The 24,268-nt window shown below is 42.0% G+C and carries 24 protein-coding genes; 22 read left to right on the top strand and 2 right to left on the bottom strand.

Annotated elements, in window-relative coordinates; all coding sequences use genetic code 11:
• Positions 1-244 precede the first annotated feature (244 nt).
• The 19 genes from ACH0QE_RS13395 to ACH0QE_RS13485 all read left to right on the top strand — a co-directional run bounded on the left by ACH0QE_RS13395 (position 245) and on the right by ACH0QE_RS13485 (position 21,611).
• The gene (locus ACH0QE_RS13395; RefSeq protein ID WP_415801128.1) at positions 245-1,162 is read left to right on the top strand and encodes a GGDEF domain-containing protein; all 918 of its coding nucleotides are present in this window, start codon (positions 245-247) and stop codon (positions 1,160-1,162) included.
• Positions 1,163-1,374: 212 nt separating this feature from the next.
• Positions 1,375-2,652: an EF-P 5-aminopentanol modification-associated protein YfmF gene (yfmF, locus tag ACH0QE_RS13400; protein ID WP_415801129.1), complete on the top strand. Its 1,278-nt coding sequence runs from the start codon at positions 1,375-1,377 to the stop codon at positions 2,650-2,652.
• The gene (yfmH, locus tag ACH0QE_RS13405) at positions 2,652-3,947 is read left to right on the top strand and encodes an EF-P 5-aminopentanol modification-associated protein YfmH (protein ID WP_415801130.1); all 1,296 of its coding nucleotides are present in this window, start codon (positions 2,652-2,654) and stop codon (positions 3,945-3,947) included. The genes yfmF and yfmH overlap by 1 nt, the downstream gene beginning before the upstream one ends.
• Positions 3,948-4,019: 72 nt before the next feature.
• Entirely contained in the window at positions 4,020-4,742 is a 723-nt protein-coding gene (gene ymfI / locus ACH0QE_RS13410; protein ID WP_415801131.1) for an elongation factor P 5-aminopentanone reductase, read from the top strand.
• A 101-nt stretch (positions 4,743-4,843) separates the two neighbouring features.
• Positions 4,844-5,101: a DUF3243 domain-containing protein gene (locus tag ACH0QE_RS13415; RefSeq protein ID WP_041966668.1), complete on the top strand. Its 258-nt coding sequence runs from the start codon at positions 4,844-4,846 to the stop codon at positions 5,099-5,101.
• Positions 5,102-5,309: 208 nt separating this feature from the next.
• The gene (locus ACH0QE_RS13420; RefSeq protein WP_041966667.1) at positions 5,310-6,101 is read left to right on the top strand and encodes a DUF3388 domain-containing protein; all 792 of its coding nucleotides are present in this window, start codon (positions 5,310-5,312) and stop codon (positions 6,099-6,101) included.
• A gap of 20 nt (positions 6,102-6,121) precedes the next feature.
• Positions 6,122-7,003, top strand: a complete 882-nt coding sequence (locus tag ACH0QE_RS13425) for a helix-turn-helix domain-containing protein (RefSeq protein WP_415801132.1) — start codon at positions 6,122-6,124, stop codon at positions 7,001-7,003.
• Positions 7,004-7,346: 343 nt separating this feature from the next.
• On the top strand, positions 7,347-7,925 hold the full coding sequence (gene pgsA / locus ACH0QE_RS13430; RefSeq protein ID WP_214902158.1) for a CDP-diacylglycerol--glycerol-3-phosphate 3-phosphatidyltransferase: 579 nt from the start codon (positions 7,347-7,349) through the stop codon (positions 7,923-7,925).
• A gap of 24 nt (positions 7,926-7,949) precedes the next feature.
• Entirely contained in the window at positions 7,950-9,200 is a 1,251-nt protein-coding gene (locus ACH0QE_RS13435) for a competence/damage-inducible protein A (protein WP_415801133.1), read from the top strand.
• Between the two features lie 307 nt (positions 9,201-9,507).
• Complete coding sequence (gene recA, locus ACH0QE_RS13440; RefSeq protein ID WP_041966664.1) at positions 9,508-10,548, top strand: recombinase RecA; 1,041 nt, start codon at positions 9,508-9,510, stop codon at positions 10,546-10,548.
• A gap of 330 nt (positions 10,549-10,878) precedes the next feature.
• The gene (rny, locus tag ACH0QE_RS13445; protein ID WP_102262253.1) at positions 10,879-12,441 is read left to right on the top strand and encodes a ribonuclease Y; all 1,563 of its coding nucleotides are present in this window, start codon (positions 10,879-10,881) and stop codon (positions 12,439-12,441) included.
• 245 nt (positions 12,442-12,686) lie between these two features.
• Positions 12,687-13,484, top strand: coding sequence for a TIGR00282 family metallophosphoesterase (locus tag ACH0QE_RS13450; protein ID WP_415801134.1), 798 nt, complete (start codon positions 12,687-12,689; stop codon positions 13,482-13,484).
• Positions 13,485-14,214: 730 nt separating this feature from the next.
• Positions 14,215-14,475, top strand: a complete 261-nt coding sequence (gene spoVS, locus ACH0QE_RS13455; protein ID WP_010193268.1) for a stage V sporulation protein SpoVS — start codon at positions 14,215-14,217, stop codon at positions 14,473-14,475.
• 131 nt (positions 14,476-14,606) lie between these two features.
• A complete protein-coding gene (locus ACH0QE_RS13460) occupies positions 14,607-15,536 on the top strand; it encodes a dipeptidase (protein WP_415801135.1) in 930 nt (309 codons plus the stop codon).
• 303 nt (positions 15,537-15,839) lie between these two features.
• Positions 15,840-17,573, top strand: a complete 1,734-nt coding sequence (locus ACH0QE_RS13465; RefSeq protein ID WP_226600684.1) for a 2-oxoacid:acceptor oxidoreductase subunit alpha — start codon at positions 15,840-15,842, stop codon at positions 17,571-17,573.
• Between the two features lies 1 nt (position 17,574).
• Complete coding sequence (locus tag ACH0QE_RS13470) at positions 17,575-18,441, top strand: 2-oxoacid:ferredoxin oxidoreductase subunit beta (RefSeq protein ID WP_041966659.1); 867 nt, start codon at positions 17,575-17,577, stop codon at positions 18,439-18,441.
• Between the two features lie 360 nt (positions 18,442-18,801).
• Positions 18,802-20,346 carry a tRNA (N6-isopentenyl adenosine(37)-C2)-methylthiotransferase MiaB gene (miaB, locus tag ACH0QE_RS13475; RefSeq protein ID WP_415801136.1) on the top strand — a complete coding sequence of 515 codons (1,545 nt, stop codon included), beginning with the start codon at positions 18,802-18,804 and terminating at the stop codon, positions 20,344-20,346.
• A gap of 1 nt (position 20,347) precedes the next feature.
• Positions 20,348-20,785 (top strand): RicAFT regulatory complex protein RicA family protein, encoded by a 438-nt coding sequence (locus ACH0QE_RS13480; RefSeq protein ID WP_102262259.1) that lies wholly within the window; start codon positions 20,348-20,350, stop codon positions 20,783-20,785.
• A gap of 283 nt (positions 20,786-21,068) precedes the next feature.
• Complete coding sequence (locus ACH0QE_RS13485; protein WP_041966656.1) at positions 21,069-21,611, top strand: outer spore coat protein CotE; 543 nt, start codon at positions 21,069-21,071, stop codon at positions 21,609-21,611.
• Positions 21,612-21,907: 296 nt separating this feature from the next.
• Here ACH0QE_RS13485 and ACH0QE_RS13490 read toward each other — a convergent pair whose 3' ends face one another.
• Together ACH0QE_RS13490 and ACH0QE_RS13495 are read right to left on the bottom strand one after the other, a co-directional pair.
• Complete coding sequence (locus tag ACH0QE_RS13490) at positions 21,908-22,108, bottom strand: 4Fe-4S binding protein (RefSeq protein ID WP_415801140.1); 201 nt, start codon at positions 22,106-22,108, stop codon at positions 21,908-21,910.
• Between the two features lie 354 nt (positions 22,109-22,462).
• Positions 22,463-22,717: a 4Fe-4S binding protein gene (locus tag ACH0QE_RS13495; protein ID WP_415801141.1), complete on the bottom strand. Its 255-nt coding sequence runs from the start codon at positions 22,715-22,717 to the stop codon at positions 22,463-22,465.
• Positions 22,718-23,065: 348 nt separating this feature from the next.
• Between ACH0QE_RS13495 and ACH0QE_RS13500 the strand changes: the two genes are divergently transcribed.
• The 3 genes from ACH0QE_RS13500 to ACH0QE_RS13510 form a co-directional block, all read left to right on the top strand.
• Positions 23,066-23,680 (top strand): molecular chaperone TorD family protein, encoded by a 615-nt coding sequence (locus ACH0QE_RS13500; RefSeq protein WP_415801137.1) that lies wholly within the window; start codon positions 23,066-23,068, stop codon positions 23,678-23,680.
• A gap of 230 nt (positions 23,681-23,910) precedes the next feature.
• Positions 23,911-24,156, top strand: a complete 246-nt coding sequence (locus ACH0QE_RS13505; protein WP_415801138.1) for a twin-arginine translocation signal domain-containing protein — start codon at positions 23,911-23,913, stop codon at positions 24,154-24,156.
• On the top strand, positions 24,084-24,268 hold a 185-nt coding region (locus tag ACH0QE_RS13510; protein WP_415801139.1), incomplete at its 3' end, for a molybdopterin-dependent oxidoreductase. The genes ACH0QE_RS13505 and ACH0QE_RS13510, both read left to right, overlap by 73 nt.

The raw sequence follows: 24,268 nt of genomic DNA on the forward strand, positions 1-24,268 counted from the left end.
GAATAAATCTTCCATATGTGTTAATATAAAGGAAAAGTTTGCTAAAAATAATATCGTCAAGAGGGCATGCATATGAAACTATCATTATATATGGATGATCGTGAAACGGAAAAAATCTTTTCTTATTTACGCTGGATATTCTTGTTGGTAGGGATTATGGTATTTTATTTCCCCCCCTCTGGCGGATAGGCTTAATTTCACTAAAGAAACATTTCCCATATTGTTGGCAATAGGATTTGTCTATATGGCCGTAACACAGGTTGCTTTGATTAAAATGTCGGCGGGAAATGAATATTTTAATTTACTTACGAAAGCCGGAATCGTATTTGATTATATTGCGTTGATGTGGCTTCTAGCCTTGACGAACGGAGTCTTGTCTCCGCTTTTTCCTATTGCTTATTTAGTCGTCATGCATGCAACCATTTATTGGAGGACGAAAGGGGCAATTATATCCTCGTTTTCGTTAACAGCAGGTTACTCAACTATTTTTGCTGTACAGGCTCAATTCGATTTTAATACAACATTTGTTTTTATTTTAAATCTCATTTTCATATGGATCATCGGTGTGTTTGGATCATTAATCGTCATTCGTGAAAGGAAGCATTTGAAACAGAAGGAAATTTTTCATGAACTGATGTTCACTGATTATTTAACAGGCTTATACAATCACCGCCATTTCCAGGAACAACTAAGGATTATGACGAGTGCACGGCAAAACTTCTTGCTTGTCATGGGAGATATCGATCACTTTAAGCAAATCAATGACCAGTTTGGCCATTTGACTGGAGATGAAATCTTAAAAAATTTAGGTGGGATTTTTCGGAATCTGGCTGATGACTACGATGCACAGGCTTTCCGTTATGGTGGAGAAGAGTTCGCTTTTCTATTGCCGGCTATCGAGGAAACCAGGCAAATCCGTTTTTTTGATGACCTTTATGCAAGGTTATCTTCTGAAAAATTCACCGATGAGTGCATTAGTGTCACAATGAGCTTTGGGATTGCAGCTTCAAAAGGTGGAGTTTTGCCTGATAAACTTCTTGGCTATACAGACCAGCTTTTGTACAGCGCAAAGGCAAACGGAAAAAAACAGGTGAAATTTGAATCAGGATATACATATTATCATTCGAAAGCTAACGAAGAAATAGCGGCTTCAAAGCAATAAGAGCTTCCCATTTGGGAAGCTTTTGCCATATTGGCTGCCAATTCCTTGAATTAGTCTGAATGTCAAAGGTATAGTTAGAGTATATTTATTGGAATATTAAATATAGACTTCACAACGTATACATAACAGAGAAGAATGTTTTAATTTCATCAATGATGTGAAGAAGAATAATTGTAAGCAAGTCCTGGTGTTATAAATAAAGGAGGATTTCAATGGCTGTCATTTCAGAAAGTATCAAGGATATGAAAGGCTACAAGCTCCATATTGTTAAAACCGAAAAATTCAAGACGAATACAATTGTTTGGAAGATGAAGGCACCCCTTACCAGTGAGGATGTAACAAAGCGGGCCCTGCTTCCGTACGTGCTCCAAAGCAGTTCTAAGGCTTACCCATCCACTTCAAAGTTTCGTTCTTATCTTGATGAGCTTTACGGAGCAAATTTATATGTTGATGTTTCAAAAAAGGGAGAATATCAGGTCCTAAGTTTTTCATTGGAAATTGCTAATGAAAAATTTTTAAGTGACCGTGACCCTTTACTGAAAAAAGGAATGGAATTGATGGCGGAGATTTTGGTGAATCCGCTTGCGGAAAATGAAGCTTTTGATAAAGAAACTGTCGAAAAGGAAAAACGAACGTTAAAGCAGCGGATCCAGGCTGTCTATGATGATAAAATGAGATACTCGAATTTTAGGCTCGTCCAGGAAATGTGCAAGGATGAACCATATGCGCTCCATGTTAATGGCGAGATTGACGATATTCCGCAAATTGATGAAAAGAATCTCTATGAATACTATAAAAAGGCCTTTGCGGAGGATGAGCTTGACCTGTTCATTATCGGAGATGTTGATGAGACAGAAGTCCAGTCGATTGCCCAAGAACTCCTGCAATTTGACCAGCGCACACCGAAATTCATTGATACTTCCAAAAATATCCATATCGAAGAGAAAACTGTCAAGGATCAGGAGGATGTCAAACAAGGAAAGCTGAATATAGGCTACAGAACTAATGTACTTTATGGTGATAAGGATTATTATGCTCTCCAGGTTTTCAACGGAATTTTCGGAGGCTTTTCACATTCCAAGCTATTCTTGAATGTCCGGGAGAAGAATAGCCTTGCCTATTATGTCGCAAGCCGTCTTGAAAGCCATAAAGGTTTGATGATGGTTATGTCAGGCATTGAATTTGAAAATTTCGAGCTGGCTGTAAAAATAATTCGTGAACAAATGGAAGCAATGCAAGCAGGCGATTTTACTGACCAGGAAATCGAACAGACAAAAGCAGTGATTGAAAACCAAATGCTTGAAACAATGGATACAGCAAGAGGGATGGTAGAGGTCCTGTATCATAATGTTGTATCACGTCAAAATGTCAGCCTCGATGACTGGCTTCAGGGCATGAGTAAAACCACAAAAGAAGAAATCGTTGATGTTGCCAAAAAGGTGCAGCTTGATACGGTCTACTTCTTAACTGGATTGGAGGCGGACAAATAATGGAGAAGATCACTTTTGAACAACTTCAGGAAGAAATGTACTACGAAAAGCTGAATAATGGGCTTGATGTCTACATCCTTCCGAAAAAAGGCTTCAATAAAACTTATGCTACTTTTACAACTAAATACGGTTCAATCGATAATCACTTCCTTCCGCCGGGAAAGGATGATTATGTGAAGGTGCCCGATGGCATAGCCCATTTCCTTGAGCATAAATTGTTTGAAAAGGAAGATGGAGACGTGTTCCAGCAGTTCAGCAAACAGGGGGCATCTGCGAACGCATTCACCTCCTTCACGAGAACAGCTTATTTGTTCTCCAGTACATCAAGTGTAGAGAAAAACCTGGAGACGTTGATGGACTTTGTTCAGGAACCATATTTTACAGAGAAGACAGTTGAAAAGGAAAAGGGAATCATCGGACAAGAGATCACGATGTATGATGACAATCCTGATTGGAGACTGTATTTTGGCCTAATACAGAATATGTATAAGAACCATCCGGTGAGCATTGATATCGCAGGTACGATCGAATCGATTTCCCATATTACTAAAGATATGCTGTATGAATGCTATGAAACCTTTTACCATCCAAGTAATATGCTATTGTTCGTAGTTGGTCAAGTTAACCCTGATGAAATCATGGGCTTGATAAAAGAGAACCAGGGCAAAAAAGAATACAAAAACCAGCCTGAAATCAAGCGGGTATTTGATGAGGAACAGGCAGGGGTTGCTGAAAAGAAACAGGTTCTTAAAATGAATGTCCAGACATCTAAGTGCCTGCTTGGAATCAAGGCCGCAGACCCAACTGAAACAGGCAAGGAGATGCTGAAAAAAGAACTGTCAATCAATGTGATGCTTGATATAGTTTTTGGAAAAAGTTCTGAAAACTACACCGAGTTATATGGTTCAGGGTTAATCGATGATACGTTTTCATACGATTATACTGAGGAGCAGGGCTTTGGTTTTGCAATGGTTGGTGGTGATACGAATGAGCCTGATGTCCTTGCCAGCAAGCTTGAAGCAATGCTGATGGATGCAAAAGAAGGCCGAGGATTAACAGTTGAAAACCTTGAAAGAACGAAAAAGAAAAAAATAGGAGCGTTTCTAAGGGCTGTTAATTCACCAGAGTATATAGCCAACCAGTTCACACGCTATGCATTCAACGACATGGATTTATTCGAGGTTGTTCCGGTGCTTGAAAGCCTGACGCTAGACGATATCAAGCAGGCGGCTAGCAAACTGATTGCCGAAGACCGGTTCACGGTTTGTCAGGTTGTCCCAAAGGATAAGAAATAACCCGCCATTCAATAAGATATGCGCCGGTCCTAACCGGCGCATTATTTAATGAGGTATTTGGAGAGGAAGAATATGAAGAAATACGTGCTCATAACAGGAGCAAGCGGAGCGATTGGCAAGGCGATTTCCGTGAAGCTTGCATCAGAAGGTTATTCGCTTTACCTGCACTATAACCAGAATAAAAAAGGAATGGAAGAACTTATGGGCCAGATTGAACACTTTGGCGGTGAGTATATACCAATCAAGGCAAATCTGGCATCAAAATCAGGATACTTGGAATTAGCTTCAAAAATATTTTCGCTTGACGCAATTGTACATAATGCGGGAAATGCCTTATATGGTCTTGTTGAGGACTTAGAGGAAGCCGATTTAGAGGAACTTATACAAATTCACGTTACGTCCCCGCTGATGCTTACGAAAAAGCTTATTCCAAAATTAAGGGCCAAGGGAAGCGGAAGTATTGTTATCGTGTCCTCGATATGGGGACAGACAGGCGCATCCTATGAAGTAGCCTATTCGACTGTTAAGGGCGGGCAATTAGCCTTCGCCAAAGCCTTGAGCAAAGAGCTGGCAAGCTCCAATATAAGGGTGAATGCCATAGCGCCAGGTGCCATTCAAACCCCTATGGTTGAAGGGTTTACCCATGAGGAGATCGAGGCCATCACCGAGGATATTCCATCAGGTCGTTTAGGGTCAGCTGAAGAAGTAGCAAGTGGTGTTGAATTCCTGGTATCTGAAAAGTCTTCCTATATAACTGGACAGGTCCTGGCAGTGAATGGTGGCTGGCTGACGTGACGTACATGTGACAAATTTTCAAAACATGTATTGTAATGAATAATAATTGTCGTACGTATGCAAAATAACCTTGTACTATTTTAGACAAGGAGGTTGTCAATATGTCCGTATTGGATAATTGGAATCAGTGGAAGGATTTCTTGGGAGACCGCCTTCATCAGGCGCAGGACCAGGGAATGAATAAAGAAGTTATGGGAGACCTTGCCTACCAAATCGGGGACTATCTTGCACAGAACGTCGATCCTAAAAATGAGCAGGAAAGAGTCCTTGCAGACCTTTGGTCAGTTGCAAGCCCGGAAGAACAGCATGCCATCGCTACAATGATGGTTAAACTTGTACAGAACAACGGCACAAAATAATATGTAAGGGTTGAGAGGGGACTGTCAGATTCCTCTCTTTTTTTATTTGCACGTCTTTGAAATAGACACATAAGCATAGCTTTCTTTTCTTTTAACTTCTGGCTTGTTTTTCCTTTCATCTTCCTTGAAAATCATATAATATAGTAGCTAGATATTTGATGTCAAAATGTGTCGCAATCAAGTGACCTTATAGCAGAGGAGGAGAATGATGGAAAAGAAAGAATGGTACTTGGAATATGAAATAGTAATTAACCGTCCAGGACTGCTAGGTGATATATCCTCTTTGCTTGGTATGCTGTCAATCAACATTGTTACGATCAATGGAGTCGATGAAGGTAGACGTGGTCTGTTGATCCTTGCGAAAGATGATGACCAAATTGAGCGTTTAGAGTCAATTTTGAATACAATGGATACAATAAGGGTAATTAAAATCCGTGAACCTAAGCTTCGTGACCGAATGGCGGTCAGGCACGGCAGATATATTCAGCGTGACGCAGATGATAAAAAAACATTCAGGTTTGTAAGGGATGAGCTTGGACTACTCGTCGACTTTATGGCAGAATTGTTTAAGCAGGAAGGGCACAAGCTGATTGGAATCCGCGGGATGCCGCGGGTTGGCAAGACGGAATCAGTTGTGGCTTCAAGCGTTTGTGCAAATAAGCGCTGGTTGTTTGTTTCTTCAACATTATTGAAACAGACAATCCGGAATCAATTAATTGAAGATGAATACAACGCAGAAAATCTATTTATCATTGACGGAATCGTTTCTACAAGGAGAGCAAATGAAAAGCACTGGCAGCTTGTCAGGGAAATTATGCGCCTGCCTGCGGTGAAGGTAGTGGAACATCCGGACATTTTTGTCCAAAACACGGAATATACAATGGATGATTTTGATTATATTATTGAACTTCGGAATAATCCTGATGAAGAAATCGTTTATGACATGGTTCAGAAGAATCACATGTTCACCGATTCTGATTTTGGAGGATTTGATTTTTAACAGTATTGGAAGGTGTTATCGTGACTGAGTTAGGAAATATATTAAAGGAAGCACGTGAAGCTAAGGGCCTCAGCCTGGACGAACTGCAGTCCATCACGAAAATACAGAAGCGCTACCTTCTTGGTATTGAAGAGGGCAATTATTCAATGATGCCAGGAAAGTTTTATGTCCGTGCATTCATTAAACAATACGCTGAAGCTGTCGGCCTTGATCCAGAACAGCTGTTTGAGCAGCACAAAAATGAAATTCCATCTACATACAACGAAGAGTTGCCTGAGCAGCTTTCCCGTGTCCAGTCGAGGAAAAGCATCTCTCCTGAGACTTCGAAAGTCTTGGATTTCTTACCGAAAATACTAATTGCCATATTCATGATAGGTGCCATTGCCCTCGTTTGGTATCTTATTGTCGAGAGTGCAGGTGATGGGGCTGACCAGCCTGCAAATACAGACAAGAGCAAGCCAAACTTTGAAGAGACTCAAGAGTTTACAGAAGATAGCGGCGACGATGGTACAGGAGAAGAAGGTGCTGCTGAAGAAGAGGAACCAGCTGAAGAGGAAGCCGAGCCTGAAGCTCCTGCACAGGAGCTTACCGTCGCCTCGAACAGTGGCAGCAACACGGTATATGAACTCAAGAGTGCCGAAACATTTGTCATCAAAATTGTTTCATTGGGACAGACATGGGTAGGTCTTTCAAATGGTTCAGGTAAAACCATATTTCAGGAAACCCTTGTTAAAGGAAAAAATGAAAGCCGTACTGAGGACTTATCAAACGAGGCCAAGGCAGTAATTAATATCGGACGGGCACCTGATACCGAAATCTATGTAAATGACCAAAAGCTCGAGTATGCAGTACCGCCTGAACAAGATATGACCCAAGTGATTACGATTAATTTTGTGAAATAAGTTTATAGGCTTTGGTGGATGCAAAGCCACTAAAAAGAAAGATTTGCCAAAACGCCCGTATGGACTTTTGTTTATACGGGCTATACTTTCTATGTAAGAAAGTATCAACTTTTTATATTAAGATTAGTGTCTAGCTCCAGCGCCTAGCCCCTCGAGTCGCTTCGATCCGACCGATGAAGTCAAAGAACGACTTCACCGGTCGGCCCTCCAGCGCTTGTCGGGGCTAACCAAGGCGCTTTCGCTTTTCATTTAGCAGGCATATTTAATGATGTTTTTTACATATTGGATATAATGAAGAAGTCAAATTAATGGCTTTGTAATTTTTCATCTGGAGGAAAAGGATATGAACTTGCCAAATAAAATTACGGTTTCACGAATTTTATTGATTCCGTTATTCATGATCATTATGATTGTCCCATTCTCATGGGGGGAAATTTCCCTTCTGGGTACAACCATGCCGGTCACTCATTTTGTTGGAGCGCTAATATATATATTTGCGTCTGTGACAGACTGGGTTGACGGCTATCTGGCACGAAAGCACAATTTAGTTACCAATCTTGGGAAATTTCTTGACCCCCTCGCGGATAAACTGCTTGTCTCTTCTGCACTGATTGTGCTGGTTGAACTGGGGTATGCCCCTGCGTGGATCGTCATCATTATTATCAGCCGCGAGTTTGCGGTGACAGGACTTCGATTACTACTTGCGGGTGGTGGTGAGGTTGTTGCAGCAAAAATGCCTGGCAAAATTAAAATGTGGGCACAAACAGTGGCAATTTCCGCGTTGTTGCTGCACAATATCATTTTTGAAGCATTCTCAATCCCGTTTGCAGATATCGCATTATGGGTGGCGATGTTCTTTACAATTTGGTCTGGATGGGATTACTTCGCTAAAAATATGCAAGTTTTCCGTAATTCCAAATAATTGATTTTGTCGGGGGGACAAGATATGAATGCCGAAATCATTGCTGTGGGATCTGAATTGCTACTTGGGCAAATCGTCAATACAAACGCTAGATTCCTTTCCAGGCAGCTTGCCGATCTGGGAATCAATGTTTTCTACCATACGGTCGTCGGGGATAATCCTGATCGGTTGAAGAACGCAATGGGAATTGCCCGGGAACGCGCAGAGTTGATTATCTTTACTGGCGGATTAGGTCCCACTAAAGATGACCTGACAAAAGATACAATTGCTGGGCAGCTCGGAAAGCAGCTTGTTATTGATGAAGAAGCGATGAGGTCCATCGAATTGTATTTTGAAAAAACGAACAGGGTAATGACTGAGAATAACAGGAAGCAGGCTCTCGTGATAGAGGGTTCCACTGTCCTGAAAAATGAACATGGCATGGCTCCGGGAATGTTCCTGGCAACAGGTGACAACAAGTTCATGCTTCTTCCGGGACCACCATCCGAGATGGAGCCAATGTTCTTGAAATATGGCCAGGGAGCTATATCAGGCATGTCCGGCAATCATGCTAAAATTGAATCGAGGGTTCTGCGGTTTTTTGGAATCGGTGAGGCAGCCCTTGAATCTGAAATAGAAGATTTGATTGACCAGCAGAGCAATCCAACTATCGCCCCTTTAGCTGGTGACGGGGAAGTTACACTGAGGCTTACGGCCAGGGATGATGCCAAAGGTACAGCACAAGCATTGATTGATAAAGTGGAAGCAGAAATCATGGACAGAGTCGGTGAGTATTTTTATGGCTACGACGAAACTTCGTTAATGATCGAGCTTTCGAAACTTTTGAAAAACAAAAACTTGACCATATCAGCGGCAGAAAGCTTGACAGGCGGAATGTTCCAGCAAGAATTTACTTTAGTCTCCGGTGCAAGTCTCCTTTTCAAAGGCGGATTAGTCTGCTACTCGAATGAAGCCAAAATAGGTCTTGTCAAGGTTAAGCCGGAAACAATCGAGAAGTATGGGGCTGTAAGCGGTGAATGTGCGGAAGAGCTTGCAATAAATGCCGCAGCGCTTACCAACTCTGATATCGGCATCAGTTTTACCGGAGTGGCTGGTCCCGACAGCCTTGAGGGTCATCCTCCAGGGACCGTTTTTATCGGGTTACACGTAAAAGGGCAATCAGTCCATTCTGAAAAACTTAGCCTGAGTGGCTCCCGCACCGCTATCAGGAAAAGGGCAGTAAAGTTTGGCTGCCAGATCATAATTAATAGATTATCAGGGACACGGAAGCAATAACTTCCGTGTTTTATTTTTGTTGCTTTATTCAATCACGACCTTTGCACCGAACCATTACCGGTTCTTAAATAGAAAGATTCCTTGCGAAAATCCTGATTTAAAGGGTATAGTCTGTTTGAAAACTAGTGAATCATTCACGTGAAATTCATTTTTCTCAATTTCCCGTGTTCTAAAAAAAACGAATAAATGTTCGATTTTTTAATAGACAAACACCCAGGAAAAAGGTATAGTAATAGTAGGCTTTAAATAAGAGATTTGCGGCCAAGCAGTATGCTGGTTCGTTTTTATATAATAAGGAGGAATTTGAGTGAGTGATCGTCAAGCTGCCTTAGATATGGCGTTAAAACAGATTGAAAAACAATTTGGTAAAGGCTCAGTTATGAAATTAGGAGAGAAGACAGACACAAAGATTTCTACTTCTCCTAGTGGATCCCTTGCACTGGATGTCGCACTGGGAATAGGCGGATATCCTCGCGGGCGTGTTGTTGAAATCTACGGACCTGAAAGTTCAGGTAAAACAACTGTTGCGCTTCATGCGATTGCAGAAGTACAGGCTAATGGCGGACAGGCGGCTTTCATAGATGCCGAACATGCTCTGGACCCTGTATATGCACAGAAGCTTGGTGTAAATATCGATGAACTTCTTCTTTCCCAGCCGGATACAGGAGAACAGGCTTTGGAAATCGCAGAAGCACTTGTGCGAAGTGGAGCAATTGATATTATTGTTGTTGACTCCGTTGCAGCTCTTGTTCCTAAGGCTGAAATTGAAGGTGAGATGGGTGATGCCCACGTCGGTCTTCAGGCTCGTTTAATGTCCCAGGCATTACGTAAGCTTTCCGGGGCGATCAACAAGTCTAAGACTATTGCAATCTTCATTAACCAGATTCGTGAAAAAGTCGGCGTTATGTTCGGTAATCCTGAAACAACACCAGGCGGCCGTGCATTGAAGTTCTATTCAAGCGTGCGTCTTGAAGTACGCCGTGCAGAAACATTGAAGCAGGGCAATGACATGGTCGGTAACAAAACAAGGATTAAAGTTGTTAAGAACAAGGTAGCTCCTCCGTTCCGTACAGCAGAAGTGGATATCATGTATGGTGAAGGGATTTCCCAAGAGGGAGAAATCATCGACATGGGTTCAGACCTTGATATCGTCGATAAGAGCGGTTCATGGTATTCCTATAATGGTGAGCGTCTTGGACAGGGAAGGGAAAATGCGAAGCTTTTCCTTAAAGAGAATCCGTCCATTCGTCTTGAAGTCAAACAGAAGATCCGTAATCACTATGGTCTTGATGGCGAGTTCACTGTAACTGAAACTGATGAAGACCAGGAAGAACTCAAATTGGATTAATAGATTATCTATCTTTATGAACAAGGTCTCCTGAAAGCTAGGAGACCTTGTTTGTGTTTTTTTACAGTGAAGAGCCTGGATCGAAAATCTACAGAAACCATCCCGAAAATAAGAATTGATTGAATAATTAATCAAACCAATAGAATCCTTATGGGACAAACCCTTGACAATAAAATTTGACAGCTTTACAATTAAAAATGTATATTTTTCATTTTCATGGTATTAAAAACGTTTAAAAGCATTTGAGCTGTATATTGATGCTTGTAACAATGTACATGCCGACACTTTAAAAAACGTAACACAAGTTCATAGCAAGAGGAGGTGAAAATGATGGATCTAATTATTTCAATCATCTCCATTTTGCTTGGCCTATTCGTCGGTGCAGTTGTTGGCTATTTTTATCGTAAATCCGTTGCGGAAGCAAAAATTGCAGGTGCCAAAAACGCCGCAGAACAAATTGTTGAAGATGCGAAGCGTGAAGCAGAGGCTATGAAAAAAGAATCCCTGCTGGAGGCTAAGGATGAAAATCACAAACTGCGTACAGAAGCAGAGCGTGAAATTCGTGAACGAAGAAATGAACTGCAAAAACAAGAAAATCGTTTATTGCAAAAAGAGGAGAATCTTGATCGCAAAGATGAGTCGTTGAACAAACGTGAGAATCTTTTAGAGAAAAAAGATGACGCTCTTTCCAAAAGACAACAGCATATTGAAGAGATGGAAAGCAAAGTGGACGAGATGGTACGAAATCAGCAGACTGAACTAGAACGCATCTCGGGCTTAACGCGTGATGAGGCTAAATCCATCATTTTGGAGCGAACTGAGCAAGAACTTGCTCACGACATTGCACTAATGATTAAGGAAAACGAAAACAGGGCGAAAGAAGAATCCGATAAGAAAGCGAAAGAAGTACTTTCACTAGCCATTCAAAGATGTGCAGCAGATCATGTTGCTGAAACGACTGTATCAGTTGTAAATCTTCCGAATGATGAAATGAAAGGCCGTATTATCGGACGTGAGGGACGGAATATCCGCACCCTGGAAACGTTGACGGGAATTGATCTCATTATTGATGACACTCCGGAAGCCGTTATCCTTTCTGGATTTGACCCAATCAGACGTGAAACAGCCCGTCTAGCTCTAGACAAGCTTGTCCAGGATGGACGTATTCATCCGGCTCGAATTGAGGAAATGGTTGAGAAAGCGCGCCGTGAAGTAGATGAACACATTCGTGAGGTTGGGGAACAGACTACCTTCGAAGTGGGAGTGCACGGACTGCATCCAGATCTTATTAAAATTCTTGGCCGCTTGAAATATCGTACAAGTTACGGACAGAATGTGCTTAAGCATTCAATGGAAGTAGCCCAATTGTCCGGATTGCTTGCCGCAGAGTTAGGTGAAGATGAGACATTAGCTCGCCGTGCAGGACTCCTGCATGACATCGGAAAGGCGATTGACCATGAGGTAGAAGGAAGCCACGTTGAAATTGGCGTGGAGCTAGCTACTAAGTATAAGGAACATCCTGTTGTTATCAACAGTATTGCTTCCCACCATGGTGATACTGAGCCAACTTCGATCATTGCAGTACTTGTTGCTGCTGCTGATGCATTGTCAGCTGCAAGGCCTGGCGCCCGCAGCGAAGCTCTTGAAAACTATATCCGCCGTCTTGAAAGGCTGGAAGAGATTTCTGAATCCTATGAAGGAGTCGAAAAATCTTTCGCAATTCAGGCAGGTAGAGAAATCAGGATCATGGTTAAGCCTGATCAAATCGATGACTTGCAGGCACACCGCCTCGCACGTGATATTCGAAAGAAAATCGAGGAAGAGCTCGATTATCCTGGACATATCAAAGTTACAGTCATCCGTGAGACACGGGCAGTTGAATATGCAAAATAAAGCGGTGCTTAGGCGCCGCTTTTTATATTGCCTCGTAAACTTCAATGATTTTCCTCTAATCTCTATGTTATGTTACAATTTTACCTAATGGCTGCTTTAACATTGATTACTTCTTTTTAATCATGTAATTAAAGGTGCGGGGATTCTATTTCTAGGTGGCTCATAAGAACTGGAGATTAATACAATAATGTGTGAAGAAAAGAGCTGCCTAAATATCTTAATTTATAGACAGGAAAGTGAATGCAATGAGAATTTTATTCGTAGGGGATGTTGTAGGTTCTCCGGGCAGGGATATGATTACGGAATACTTGCCAAAATTAAAGGGAAAATTTCGTCCGACTGTTACAATCATAAATGGTGAAAATGCAGCGAGTGGTAAAGGGATTACCGAAAAGATTTATCGGCAGTTTCTCGAGCAGGGTGCACAGGCTGTAACTTTAGGCAACCATGCATGGGATAATCGTGATATTTTCGAATTCATTGATAATGCTAAATACCTGGTCAGGCCGGCGAATTTTCCAGAAGAAGTACCTGGCAAAGGCATTGTTTATTTAAAGATCAACCAGGAAGAGCTGGCAATAATCAACTTGCAGGGCCGCACTTTCTTGACGCCAATTGATTGCCCATTTAAAAAAGCAGATGAATTGATTGAGGAAGCAAGAAAGCGCACTTCCCTCATTTTCGTAGATTTCCATGCAGAGGCAACTAGCGAAAAGCAGGCAATGGGCTGGTATCTTGATGGGAGAGTTTCCGCAGTCGTAGGAACGCACACTCACGTCCAGACTGCAGATGACCGTATATTGCCCGCTGGTACAGCTTATCTGACTGATGTAGGCATGACGGGTCCCTATGATGGGATATTAGGAGTGGAAAAAGAAGCGGTGCTTAGAAGGTTCATGACGAGTCTCCCAACGCGATTCGAAGTAGCCAAGGAAGGAAGAAATCAACTATCAGCAGTATTGATAGATTTGGATAAGAAGACTGGTAAAGCAGTGAAAATCCAGAAGATCCTTGTTAATGAAGACCATCCATTTTATGACTAGAATATATGGATAACCTTTTTTAGGCTGCAGGTGAACTCATTTGAGTTTTTCTGCAGTCTATTTATTTGCACAGAATTGGTTAATTTTAGGTGTATGAAGTAGCAAATGGCTATGGGTATGTTCCACCCTGAGGAGAGATACCCTTATGAAGGGGAAAGAGTCCATATAAGGGTACGATACCGTCTGAAAGGTACCCTTATGAAGAGGAATGAGACCGTATAAGGATACGAAAAGCCCCGAACGGTACCCTTATGAAGAGTAAAGAGTCCGTATAAGGATACGAAAAGCCCCGAACGGTACCCTTATGAAGAGTAAAGAGTCCGCATAAGGGTACGAAAAGCCCCGAACGGTACCCTTATGAAGAGTAAAGAGTCCGCATAAGGGTACGAAAAGCCCCGAACGATATCCTTATGAAGAGTAAAGAGTCCGCATAAGGGTACGAAAAGCCCTGAACGATATCCTTATGAAGAGTAAAGAGTCCGCATAAGGGTATGAAAAGCCCCGAACGATATCCTTATGAAGAGGGGGAGGACCGTCGTAAGGGTACGGTCAACCCCGCAATCAGCCTCACACAGAACCATACCAAACAAAACATCGTCTTCACTTACAGTGCTTTTTTTTACTGAAGGTCATATGTGGGCTTCCTCCTGAATATAGTAGCAGTGGAACAGACTAAACTGGATGTCCACATTAGACGTCCAGGACGGGATAAAATAAGGAGGAGCCAGGAATGGAGATATTAAAAGTTTCAGCAAAATCTAATCCTAATTCTGTAGCTGGTGCGCTTGCTGGAGTGCTGCGCGAAAGAGGGGGCGCAGAAATTCAGGCTATCGGGGCGGGTGCATTGAATCAGGCCGTTAAGGCAGTAGCGATCGCAAGAGGGTTCGTAGCACCTAGCGGAGTCGATTTAATTTGCATCCCGGCATTTACTGATATCCTGATTGATGGCGAAGAACGGACAGCCATTAAATTGATTGTTGAACCCAGATGAAAGCGTAATCGAGCCTATAGATAGATTGGCATTCTAAAGAATCTTTAAAGGTTACATTCAGCCTGTTTGCTATTGCAAGCAGGTTTATTTTATTTAATGGAGTATTATGATTGTAAGGAGGAGGTATTTTCGTGAAAATCTATGATGCTCATTGTGATGTTCTATATAAATTATTCATGGACCCATCGCTTGATTTTGCCAAATCACCTGAATTGCAGGTCAATCTTGAACGGCTGAAGGCGTCGTCTACCAAAGTCCAATTGTTTGCCATCTATGTACCTGAATCAGTTCACCCGGATCTGAAATTTGAAGCAGCACTTCGAATGGCGGATTTATTTTATGAAAAAGTCTTAAGGCCTCATCCTCAAATCAGGATGATTAAGGACAAGGTGAACATTGACCTGCTTGCCGATGATGAAATTGGCGCAGTTCTGACCCTGGAGGGCTGTGATGCGATTGGACAGGATCTATTGAAATTACGTACTCTGTTGAGGTTGGGAGTACGGTCAGTAGGGTTAACGTGGAATTATGGAAATTATGTGGCCGATGGTGCCATGGAGGAACGGGGAGCTGGTCTTTCAAGGTTTGGACGTCAGGTTGTTCAGCTTCTGAATGAAACCAGAACAATCTGCGATGTCTCACACTTATCTGAACAGGGCTTCTGGGATGTAATGGAATCAGCTGACCAGGTATTCGCATCCCATTCAAACTGCTATTCGCTTTGCCACCATCCGCGCAACCTTAATGATAAACAGATCAAGGCGCTGATTGACCGGGATTCAGTCATTGGAGTTACCTTTGTGCCAGAATTTTTATCAGGTAAAAAGGAATCTGCTTCAATAGATGATGTCATTCGCCATCTTGATCACATTTGTTCTCTTGGTGGAGAAAATCATGTGGGATTTGGATCAGACTTTGATGGCATTGAATTCTCTGTAAAAAATCTCAAGGGTAACGAAGAATACGAAAATCTTTGGAATGAATTACAAAAATATTATTCTGATATACAAGTGAGCAAGTTCCTTTATGGGAATATGGCCTCCAGATTATCAATGCAATGAGCCTGAATCCCATGGAGACAGCGAATTTCCGTCCATTAATCGAAGGGTTGCAGAGTAAGAAACTTATAATATTTTAATAAATAAAAAAATATTCATATTTTCGTCAATAATTAACTGGAAAGGGTTGCTTTTTTTTTCACATAGGTCTAGAATTGTAAGCGTTTAGTACCATCCATTTGCTAGATTTCAGCAATAAATGCAAGATGTAAACCGCTTAATTCTAGTGAATTACTTGGAAAAGTGCTACACTTAATAACGAAGCGTTTTTACATATTTTTTTACGTATCTAAAGGGGTGTAAGAGATGATCAATCAACTTTCATGGAAAGTTGGCGGACAGCAGGGAGAAGGAATTGAATCTACCGGGGAAATTTTCTCTATTGCATTGAACCGTCTAGGCTACTACTTGTATGGCTACCGTCACTTTTCATCACGTATCAAGGGCGGACATACAAATAACAAGATTCGAGTGAGCACTACAGAGGTTCGATCTATTTCTGACGATTTAGATATTCTTGTAGCTTTCGACCAGGAAACGATCGATGTAAACTACAAAGAATTGCATGAGAATGGCGTCATTATTGCTGATGCTAAGTTTGACCCAAAGAAGCCTGAGGATACTCAAGCTGCGATGTATGCGGTTCCATTTACGGAAATGGCTACTGAACTGGGAACATCTCTTATGAAAAACATGGTTGCCATCGGTGCGACTAGCGCAATTTTAGACTTGGATATCCAAGTTTTTGAAGAAGTCGTCCAGGAGATTTTTGGACGCAAAGGACAACAAGTTGTCGATAAAAACATGGAAGCCATCAAAGCTGGCTACGAATATACGAAAGAACAATTAGGCGGAGCTGAGACAATGCAGCTTGAAAAGGCTGATGGCCAGAAACGCCTGTTCATGATTGGTAATGATGCAATCGCTCTTGGAGCAGTAGCAGCAGGGTGCCGTTTCATGGCTGCATACCCAATCACACCTGCTTCTGAAATCATGGAATATCTGATCAAGAAACTTCCTGCTCTTGGCGGAACAGTTATCCAGACTGAAGATGAAATCGCTGCTGTCACTATGACAATCGGCGCTAACTATGGCGGCGTACGTGCCATTACTGCTTCAGCAGGACCTGGTCTTTCATTGAAGATGGAAGCGATTGGTCTTTCAGGCATCACTGAAACACCACTTGTCATTGTTGATACACAGCGTGGCGGCCCATCAACCGGACTTCCTACAAAACAGGAACAGTCAGATTTAATGGCAATGATTTATGGAACTCACGGTGAGATTCCTAAAATCGTCTTTGCTCCAAGTACTGTCCAGGAAGCATTCTATGATGCTGCTGAAGCATTCAACCTTGCTGAAGAATACCAGTGTCCTGTCATTATGCTGACTGACCTGCAGTTATCGTTAGGAAAGCAAACTGTTGAACCGCTTGAGTTTGATAAAGTGGAAATCCGCCGTGGAAAATTGGCTACAGAAGCACTTCCTGAAATTGATAATAAGGGCTACTTCAAGCGTTATGAAGTGACTGAAGATGGTGTTTCACCACGTGTTATCCCAGGAATGAAGAACGGGATCCACCATGTTACTGGTGTTGAGCATGATGAAACTGGAAAACCATCGGAATCTGCTGCTAACCGTATTGCGCAAATGGATAAGCGTATGCGTAAAATCAGCAATCTGAAGTTCAATACGCCAATCCACAAGAATGCTCCGCATGAGGAAGCTGATCTGTTGATCGTAGGTTTCAACTCTACAAGAGGTGCAATTGAAGAGGCAATGGGAAGACTTGAGAAGGATGGCCTGAAAGTAAACCACGCACATGTGCGCCTGGTACATCCATTCCCGGCTGATGAAATGATGCAGCTTGTAAAATCTGCAAAGAAAGTTGCAGTTATTGAAAACAATGCGACAGGACAGCTGGCAAACATCATGAAGATGAATGTTGGAAGTCATGAGAAGATCCATAAGATCCTCAAGTATGACGGAAATCCATTCTTGCCGCAGGAAGTCCACACAAAATGCAAGGAGTTGTTCTAGGATGGCGACTTTTAAAGAATTTCGCAATAATGTAAAACCAAACTGGTGCCCGGGCTGTGGCGACTTCTCTGTACAGGCAGCCATGCAGCGTGCTGCTGCCAATGTTGGTTTGGAGCCTGAAGACCTGGCTGTAATCTCTGGTATCGGCTGTTCAGGCCGTATCTCCGGATATATTAACTCATATGGTTTCCACGGAATCCATGGCCGTGCGCTTCCAATTGCGCAGGGCGTGAAGATGGCTAACCGTGATTTAACAGTTATCGCTTCCGGCGGTGACGGAGACGGCTTCGCGATCGGTATGGGACATACAGTCCATGCGATCCGCCGTAACATCAATATCACTTACATTGTCATGGACAACCAGATTTACGGTCTGACAAAGGGACAAACTTCCCCCCGTTCGGCTGCTGGATTCAAGACAAAATCAACTCCTGCAGGTTCCATCGAGCAAGCCATTTCCCCAATGGAATTGGCTTTGACAGCTGGCGCTACTTTCGTGGCACAAAGCTTCTCGACAGACCTAAAGGACTTGACTGCGCTGATCGAGGCTGGAATCAAGCACGAAGGTTTCTCTTTAATCAACGTATTCAGCCCTTGTGTAACTTACAACAAGGTTAACACTTACGACTGGTTCAAGGAAAACTTGACAAAGCTTGGCGACATTGAAGGATATGATCCATCAAACCGTGAAGCAGCAATGCAGACATTGATGCAGCACAACGGTCTTGTTACTGGATTAATTTATCAAAATACAGAGCGTAAATCTTATCAGGAGCTAGTTAGCGGTTATTCAGAAACTCCGCTATCACAAGCTGACCTGAAGCTAGATCAAGCTCACTTTGATAAGCTAGTTGCTGAATTTATGTAATTTAAATCCGGAAATCAAGCCGGGATGCATTAAAACCCCAATCGACTAAGATTGGGGTTTTGTTATTCTTATAATTTTAATCCTATTGCTAGAATTAGTGACAAGCATCACTACTAAATAATAATCTGTTAGGTAATATAATTTATTAAGTCGGCTTTTTTCACCAAGAAAGCTGTATTTCCAGTGCCTGCTATTGTGTTCATTGATTGAAGAGTTTATACTATTATAATGTGTATATTTATATTTTTAGGGTGAAATATAGCCCTTTTAAAAGTAGAAAGCAGAACTGTTTGTGAAGCTAGCACCGGCGCCATGCTCTATCAATCTGCCTGCTCGCTTTCTAATGAAAGGAGATCTATAATGAACGAAAATCAACGCTTGGAAGGACAGCAAGTACAAACTGAAAATTCTTCGGACAAAAAATCCAGCAAGGATTACAGCAAGTACTTTGAAACAGTATATACAGCTCCTTCCCTGAAGGATGCAAAAAAACGCGGCAAGGAAGAAGTCCAGTATCATAAAGACTTCGACATCCCTGAAGAATTCATTGGTATGGGACAGGGGCGCAAATTCTACATCCGCACTTATGGCTGCCAAATGAATGAGCACGACACAGAAGTCATGGCAGGTATTTTCCTTGGTCTTGGCTATGAACCTACTGACAGTGTTGAGGACGCGAATGTCATCCTCTTGAATACATGTGCAATCAGGGAAAATGCTGAGAACAAGGTGTTCGGTGAACTTGGACATTTGAAGCATCTTAAAAGAGAAAAGCCTGATCTTCTTTTGGGAGTCTGCGGCTGCATGTCACAGGAAGAATCCGTCGTTAACAAAATATTAAAAACGTATAACCAGGTTGATATGATTTTTGGTACGCATAATATCCATCGTCTGCCAAATATTCTCCAGGAAGCATACATGTCCAAAGAAATGGTCGTAGAAGTTTGGTCAAAGGAAGGGGACGTAATCGAAAACCTTCCGAAGGTGCGCAAAGGCAATATTAAGGCATGGGTAAATATTATGTATGGCTGTGATAAATTTTGCACATACTGCATCGTTCCTTATACACGAGGCAAAGAACGCAGCCGCCGTCCTGAGGATATCATCCAGGAAGTCCGTCAGCTTGCTGCACAGGGCTACCAGGAAATTACCCTTCTTGGCCAGAATGTAAACGCCTATGGTAAAGACTTGACAGATATGAACTATGGTCTGGGTGACTTGATGGATGAAATTCGCAAAATAGATATCCCGCGCATCCGTTTTACAACCAGCCACCCGCGTGACTTTGATGATTACTTGATTGAAGTGCTGGCAAAGGGCGGTAACCTGATGGACCACATCCATCTTCCAGTACAATCAGGTTCTACTGATGTGTTGAAAATAATGGCCCGGAAGTACACTCGGGAACAATATCTCGAACTCGTACGCAAGATCAAAACAGCAATTCCTAATGTTACATTAACAACGGATATTATTGTAGGGTACCCGAACGAGACGGATGAGCAGTTCGAGGAAACAATGTCTCTTGTTCGTGAAGTTGGCTATGAGTCAGCCTATACGTTCATATATTCTCCAAGGGAGGGAACTCCTGCTGCTAAAATGCAGGATAATGTCCCTATGGAAGTGAAAAAAGCGCGTCTTCAGCGCCTGAATGCACTTGTGAATGAGCAATCCGCACAGTCTATGAAGAAATATCAGGATCAGATTGTTGAGGTCCTGGTTGAAGGCGAGAGCAAAAACAATCCTGACGTTCTTGCAGGTTATACAAGCAAGTTGAAGCTTGTCAATTTTGTTGGACCTAAAACGGCAATCGGCAAAATCGTCAAAGTAAAGATCACAGATGCAAAAACTTGGTCTTTAAACGGGGAAATGGTAGAAGAAATCGAACCAGTTGAGGTGAAGTAAGTTGGCAAAATACAATAAAGATGACATTATCCAGCGCTCAAGAGAAATCGCAAGAATGATTGCGGAAACAGAAGAAGTTGACTTTTTCAAACGTGCAGAAGCACAAATCCATGAGAATGAAAAAGTGAAAACGCTTATTTCTTCTATTAAAGGTCTTCAAAAACAGGCTGTTAACTTCCAACACTATGGGAAAACAGAAGCATTGAAGAAGACGGAAGCAAAAATTGCTTCTCTGGAACAACAACTTGATGAAATCCCGGTGGTCCAGGAATTCAAGCAGTCGCAAATCGACGTTAATGAATTGCTTCAGCTAGTGGCTACAACGATTTCCAATACGGTTACAGATGAAGTAGTTGCATCAACTGGCGGAGATATACTTCGTGGTGAAACAGGAGCAGCTCTGAAAAACGAAGCAAGCTGCCACACACACAACCATTAATAATCAATCAGTAAATGGCACCTGAATATTCAGGTGCCATTTTTTATTTATCACGGGCCATTGAATCCCTAATCTTGATTAACCTTCGCAAGCACCTCCATCGTGGGTGTCACATTAATGCAATCTAATCCCCACCAACTTTCATCAATCGGGAACATTCAGGGCATATGGGCATACAATGAACTATGCCTAAGTTTTTACCAGCGGTTCTAAAATTAATCGCACACTAGTCTAATATCACGCATAGGATGAATTGAAAAAGATTGAGGAGGTTTCGCTCGCAATGGGAGATTACAGAGAGATTATTACGAAAGCCGTCGTAGCGAAGGGACGCAAATTTACGCAGTCCAATCATACGATCAACCCAGCGCATAATCCGAGCAGCATTCTGGGCGCTTGGGTCATAAACCATAAGTATAAGGCAAAAAAGGTAGGGAAAGTGGTTGAAGTAAACGGGTCTTACGAAGCCAACATCTGGTACTCCTTTGATGATAATACAAAAACTGAAGTAGTGACGGAGAAAGTAACTTACTGCGATGTCATCAAGCTGAAGTACCGTGACCCTGATTGCATGGATGACCATGATGTCCTTGTAGAGGTCCTGCAGCAGCCTAACTGCATTGAAGCGGTCATTTCGCCTAATGGCAACAAAATCATCGTTCACGTCGAGAGGGAATTCCTTGTGGAAGTCATTGGTGAAACGAAGGTATGCGTTGTCACTCATCCAGGCGGATGCGATTGCGACGATGACGAGTGGGGTCATGGCATCGATGATGACGAATTCGAAGACTTGAACCCAGACTTCCTCCTGGGAGAGGAAGAATAACATCGAACTAGGAAGCTTTCACTTCCTAGTTTTTTTTGTAAGTGAAAAACATAAAGCGCAAGCGCCTCGTTCAGCGCCGACAAGCGACTCGAGGGGCTAGGAGCTGGAGTTGGCTAGTTGTTGAAGTGAAAAATTTATACTTTCTGATACTACAAGAAAAAGGCACCGGTTTGGAGCTCTTTACGGAACTGCAGCAGCTTTGGTTCCGGTGCCTCATTCTGTATTTTGGGAGGGTACTAAAGGAAAAAATTGGGTTTCTCGATTCTTTTGCAGATTTCACATTCATTTGATTCTATCTAGGAGTAAAAACTGCTTCTGCAAGTAGTACATTCATTTTTATACACATGATAGGCTACTTCACGTACCTTGTGGATACTATTAGCAATCTGAATTCCGCTGTGCTGACATATGTCCATGCAAAGGTTGCACCCAGAACAATTTTTTTCATCAATTTTTAGTGTATCGTTCTCCAGTGTGAAAATCTGGGTAGGACAAATGTTAAATCATGCCCCGCATAATGTGCATTTCTCCTCATGCATCCTAACTTCATGAAACGCCCAATCATTATATAGGTTAGAAGACTTAAAGCTGTTCTCATTGAACCGCCACTTTACTGGCGTTACTGAAGACAGAACAGTATTTTTGCCATCCATCGAGAGTTTCGTAAAAAAACTACGCCTTGATAGCTTGGGTTGAGCATCTTCCTTAAGTGATAAGGTCTTGGTGATCAATATAGGTTCAAGTTTCATGACGTTCAAAACTTCATTGGCTTTCTCTATCCGTTTATTTAACTCCTCATCAACAGCTGATTTTTGAATAAAGCGGACTCCTTTTTTATGGAAATAAAGCAGTTACAAGAAGCTTGGAAGCGGGGAATCATCTTGTAATGAAAGATAATCCTGGATGACCTTCCTTGCGGGGGACTGCCCTTTTATCGCCTGCTGTGGACATACCGTTATGCAAACACCGCAGAGGGAACAAGCCTTTTCATCTAACTTTAGAGTTCTTTCTTCAATAATTAGTGCCCCGTGTGGACATTCATCCATACAAGCTGTACAGGTACTCAGTGGACTTTTCTTTTTTGAACACGCTTCTGATACTTCCAGTTAATAGCTCAAGCTTTCGAGCCAATTGGTTAGTAGGGACATATTGGTCACCTCAAGAGTGATAATTCGTATACCTCCATTTTACGACTAAAGTTCCTGAATAGCGGCCAGTTTGCTGGATATACAAACATATTTAAAGGGATGTTCACATTTTCAGGTCGGCTGTAAGCGTTATAAAGCCTTTATTTCAGTGTCTTTTAATAGTTTAATATAATCTCCGCAAGAAAATAAACAATTTATTTAGGTGAAATCCTTCACATACGTATGGGGGAATATCAACAGAATGTATATAGTTTCAAAAAATTGATTGCAATATAGTGAAGTTGTAATGAAAGGTGGTGAATCCCGGTGATTGGATTAGATAAAAAATCAGATTGTGCGCATGTTTTTATAGTCCTTGCAGATTTATATAAACAACCAACTAGAGATATCTGGGATGAGATTCAGCAACAGGATCTGCTGAAGAAGCTGGAAGTATCGGTCAACGAACTTTTTAGTATCGACTTTTCTATAGAGGAAGTCCTGCCAGAGAACTATGGAGAATTCAGAGAATTATTCATGACTTCTATTGGCAGCACGCAAAAGAAGGCGGCTCTTCCGATTGAATCTTTGTATAAACAGTGGACACAGGATGAAACCTGGACTCTGCCCTTTGCCAGGGACAGAATTTATATATTAGGAGATTCCGCGTTACATATCATTTACCTGTTAGAAAAGCTAAAGATTGAAATCCCTAATGAATTACAGGGTATGCCGGACCATCTAGCAATCCTGTTGGAGTTGTTGGCCTATTTCATTGAGCATGCTCCCGAACATTCCACTGCTGAATTTTTGGATGACCATTTCGATTGGCTCGATGAATTCGAATTGCAGCTTTTGGAAGTAACGGTTCACCCATTTTATCAGAGACTGACGAGAGGATTGATCGAAATATTAAAGGCACAACGAAATAGTTACCTGTAAGGCTTCAAATCTTAAAGGTGATGATGCTTTTAGTGAAGGACAACCTTTTAAAAAGAGCTATAAAAACAGATACCATTAAAGGACCGGATACGCTGCGAAAGAGTCAAATAGTTTTACATTCAGCAGTAATGGAAGAAAGCATCACACACAAAAATGCCTCCCATAAGCGCTAAAGGCAAATAAATAACTATATGTTTTATCGGTCTGGAGTAAAAGGAGGGCTAGTGAAAATGGTGGATACAAAACTATCACGTCGAGGATTCATTAAAGCATCTGCAGCAACTGCTGCATTGGCATCTGCGGGAACAGTAGGCTTTAATGAATGGTCTAAAGAATATGTAAAAGCAGGAGCAAATGCAGAAATAAAGGAAATACTTAGTACATGTAATGCATGTTCTAGTAAATGCGGAATGGTAGGCCATGTCAAACTGCAAAAGACAATGGAGAAAAGATTGTTATTGTCGATCCGCGTTTAAACAATACAGGCAATCTCGCAACCGAATGGCTTGCAATCCGTCCTGGTACAGACCTTGCATTAGTGCTGGCTATGTCCCATGTATTGATTAAGGAAAACCTCCATGACATGGA

It is taken from the genome of Mesobacillus sp., from assembly GCF_047739415.1.
GTDB lineage: Bacteria > Bacillota > Bacilli > Bacillales > Cytobacillaceae > Mesobacillus.

Coding starts and splice junctions, on each gene's coding strand:
- ACH0QE_RS13470 (WP_041966659.1), top strand. CDS start 17,575: ATGGCGACTTTTAAAGAATTTCGCAATAATGTAAAACCAAACTGGTGC.
- yfmH (WP_415801130.1), top strand. CDS start 2,652: ATGGAGAAGATCACTTTTGAACAACTTCAGGAAGAAATGTACTACGAA.
- ACH0QE_RS13485 (WP_041966656.1), top strand. CDS start 21,069: ATGGGAGATTACAGAGAGATTATTACGAAAGCCGTCGTAGCGAAGGGA.
- ACH0QE_RS13395 (WP_415801128.1), top strand. CDS start 245: ATGGCCGTAACACAGGTTGCTTTGATTAAAATGTCGGCGGGAAATGAA.
- ACH0QE_RS13435 (WP_415801133.1), top strand. CDS start 7,950: ATGAATGCCGAAATCATTGCTGTGGGATCTGAATTGCTACTTGGGCAA.
- ACH0QE_RS13420 (WP_041966667.1), top strand. CDS start 5,310: ATGGAAAAGAAAGAATGGTACTTGGAATATGAAATAGTAATTAACCGT.
- spoVS (WP_010193268.1), top strand. CDS start 14,215: ATGGAGATATTAAAAGTTTCAGCAAAATCTAATCCTAATTCTGTAGCT.
- ACH0QE_RS13450 (WP_415801134.1), top strand. CDS start 12,687: ATGAGAATTTTATTCGTAGGGGATGTTGTAGGTTCTCCGGGCAGGGAT.
- ACH0QE_RS13465 (WP_226600684.1), top strand. CDS start 15,840: ATGATCAATCAACTTTCATGGAAAGTTGGCGGACAGCAGGGAGAAGGA.
- yfmF (WP_415801129.1), top strand. CDS start 1,375: ATGGCTGTCATTTCAGAAAGTATCAAGGATATGAAAGGCTACAAGCTC.
- ymfI (WP_415801131.1), top strand. CDS start 4,020: ATGAAGAAATACGTGCTCATAACAGGAGCAAGCGGAGCGATTGGCAAG.
- miaB (WP_415801136.1), top strand. CDS start 18,802: ATGAACGAAAATCAACGCTTGGAAGGACAGCAAGTACAAACTGAAAAT.
- ACH0QE_RS13415 (WP_041966668.1), top strand. CDS start 4,844: ATGTCCGTATTGGATAATTGGAATCAGTGGAAGGATTTCTTGGGAGAC.
- ACH0QE_RS13505 (WP_415801138.1), top strand. CDS start 23,911: ATGGTGGATACAAAACTATCACGTCGAGGATTCATTAAAGCATCTGCA.
- pgsA (WP_214902158.1), top strand. CDS start 7,347: ATGAACTTGCCAAATAAAATTACGGTTTCACGAATTTTATTGATTCCG.
- rny (WP_102262253.1), top strand. CDS start 10,879: ATGGATCTAATTATTTCAATCATCTCCATTTTGCTTGGCCTATTCGTC.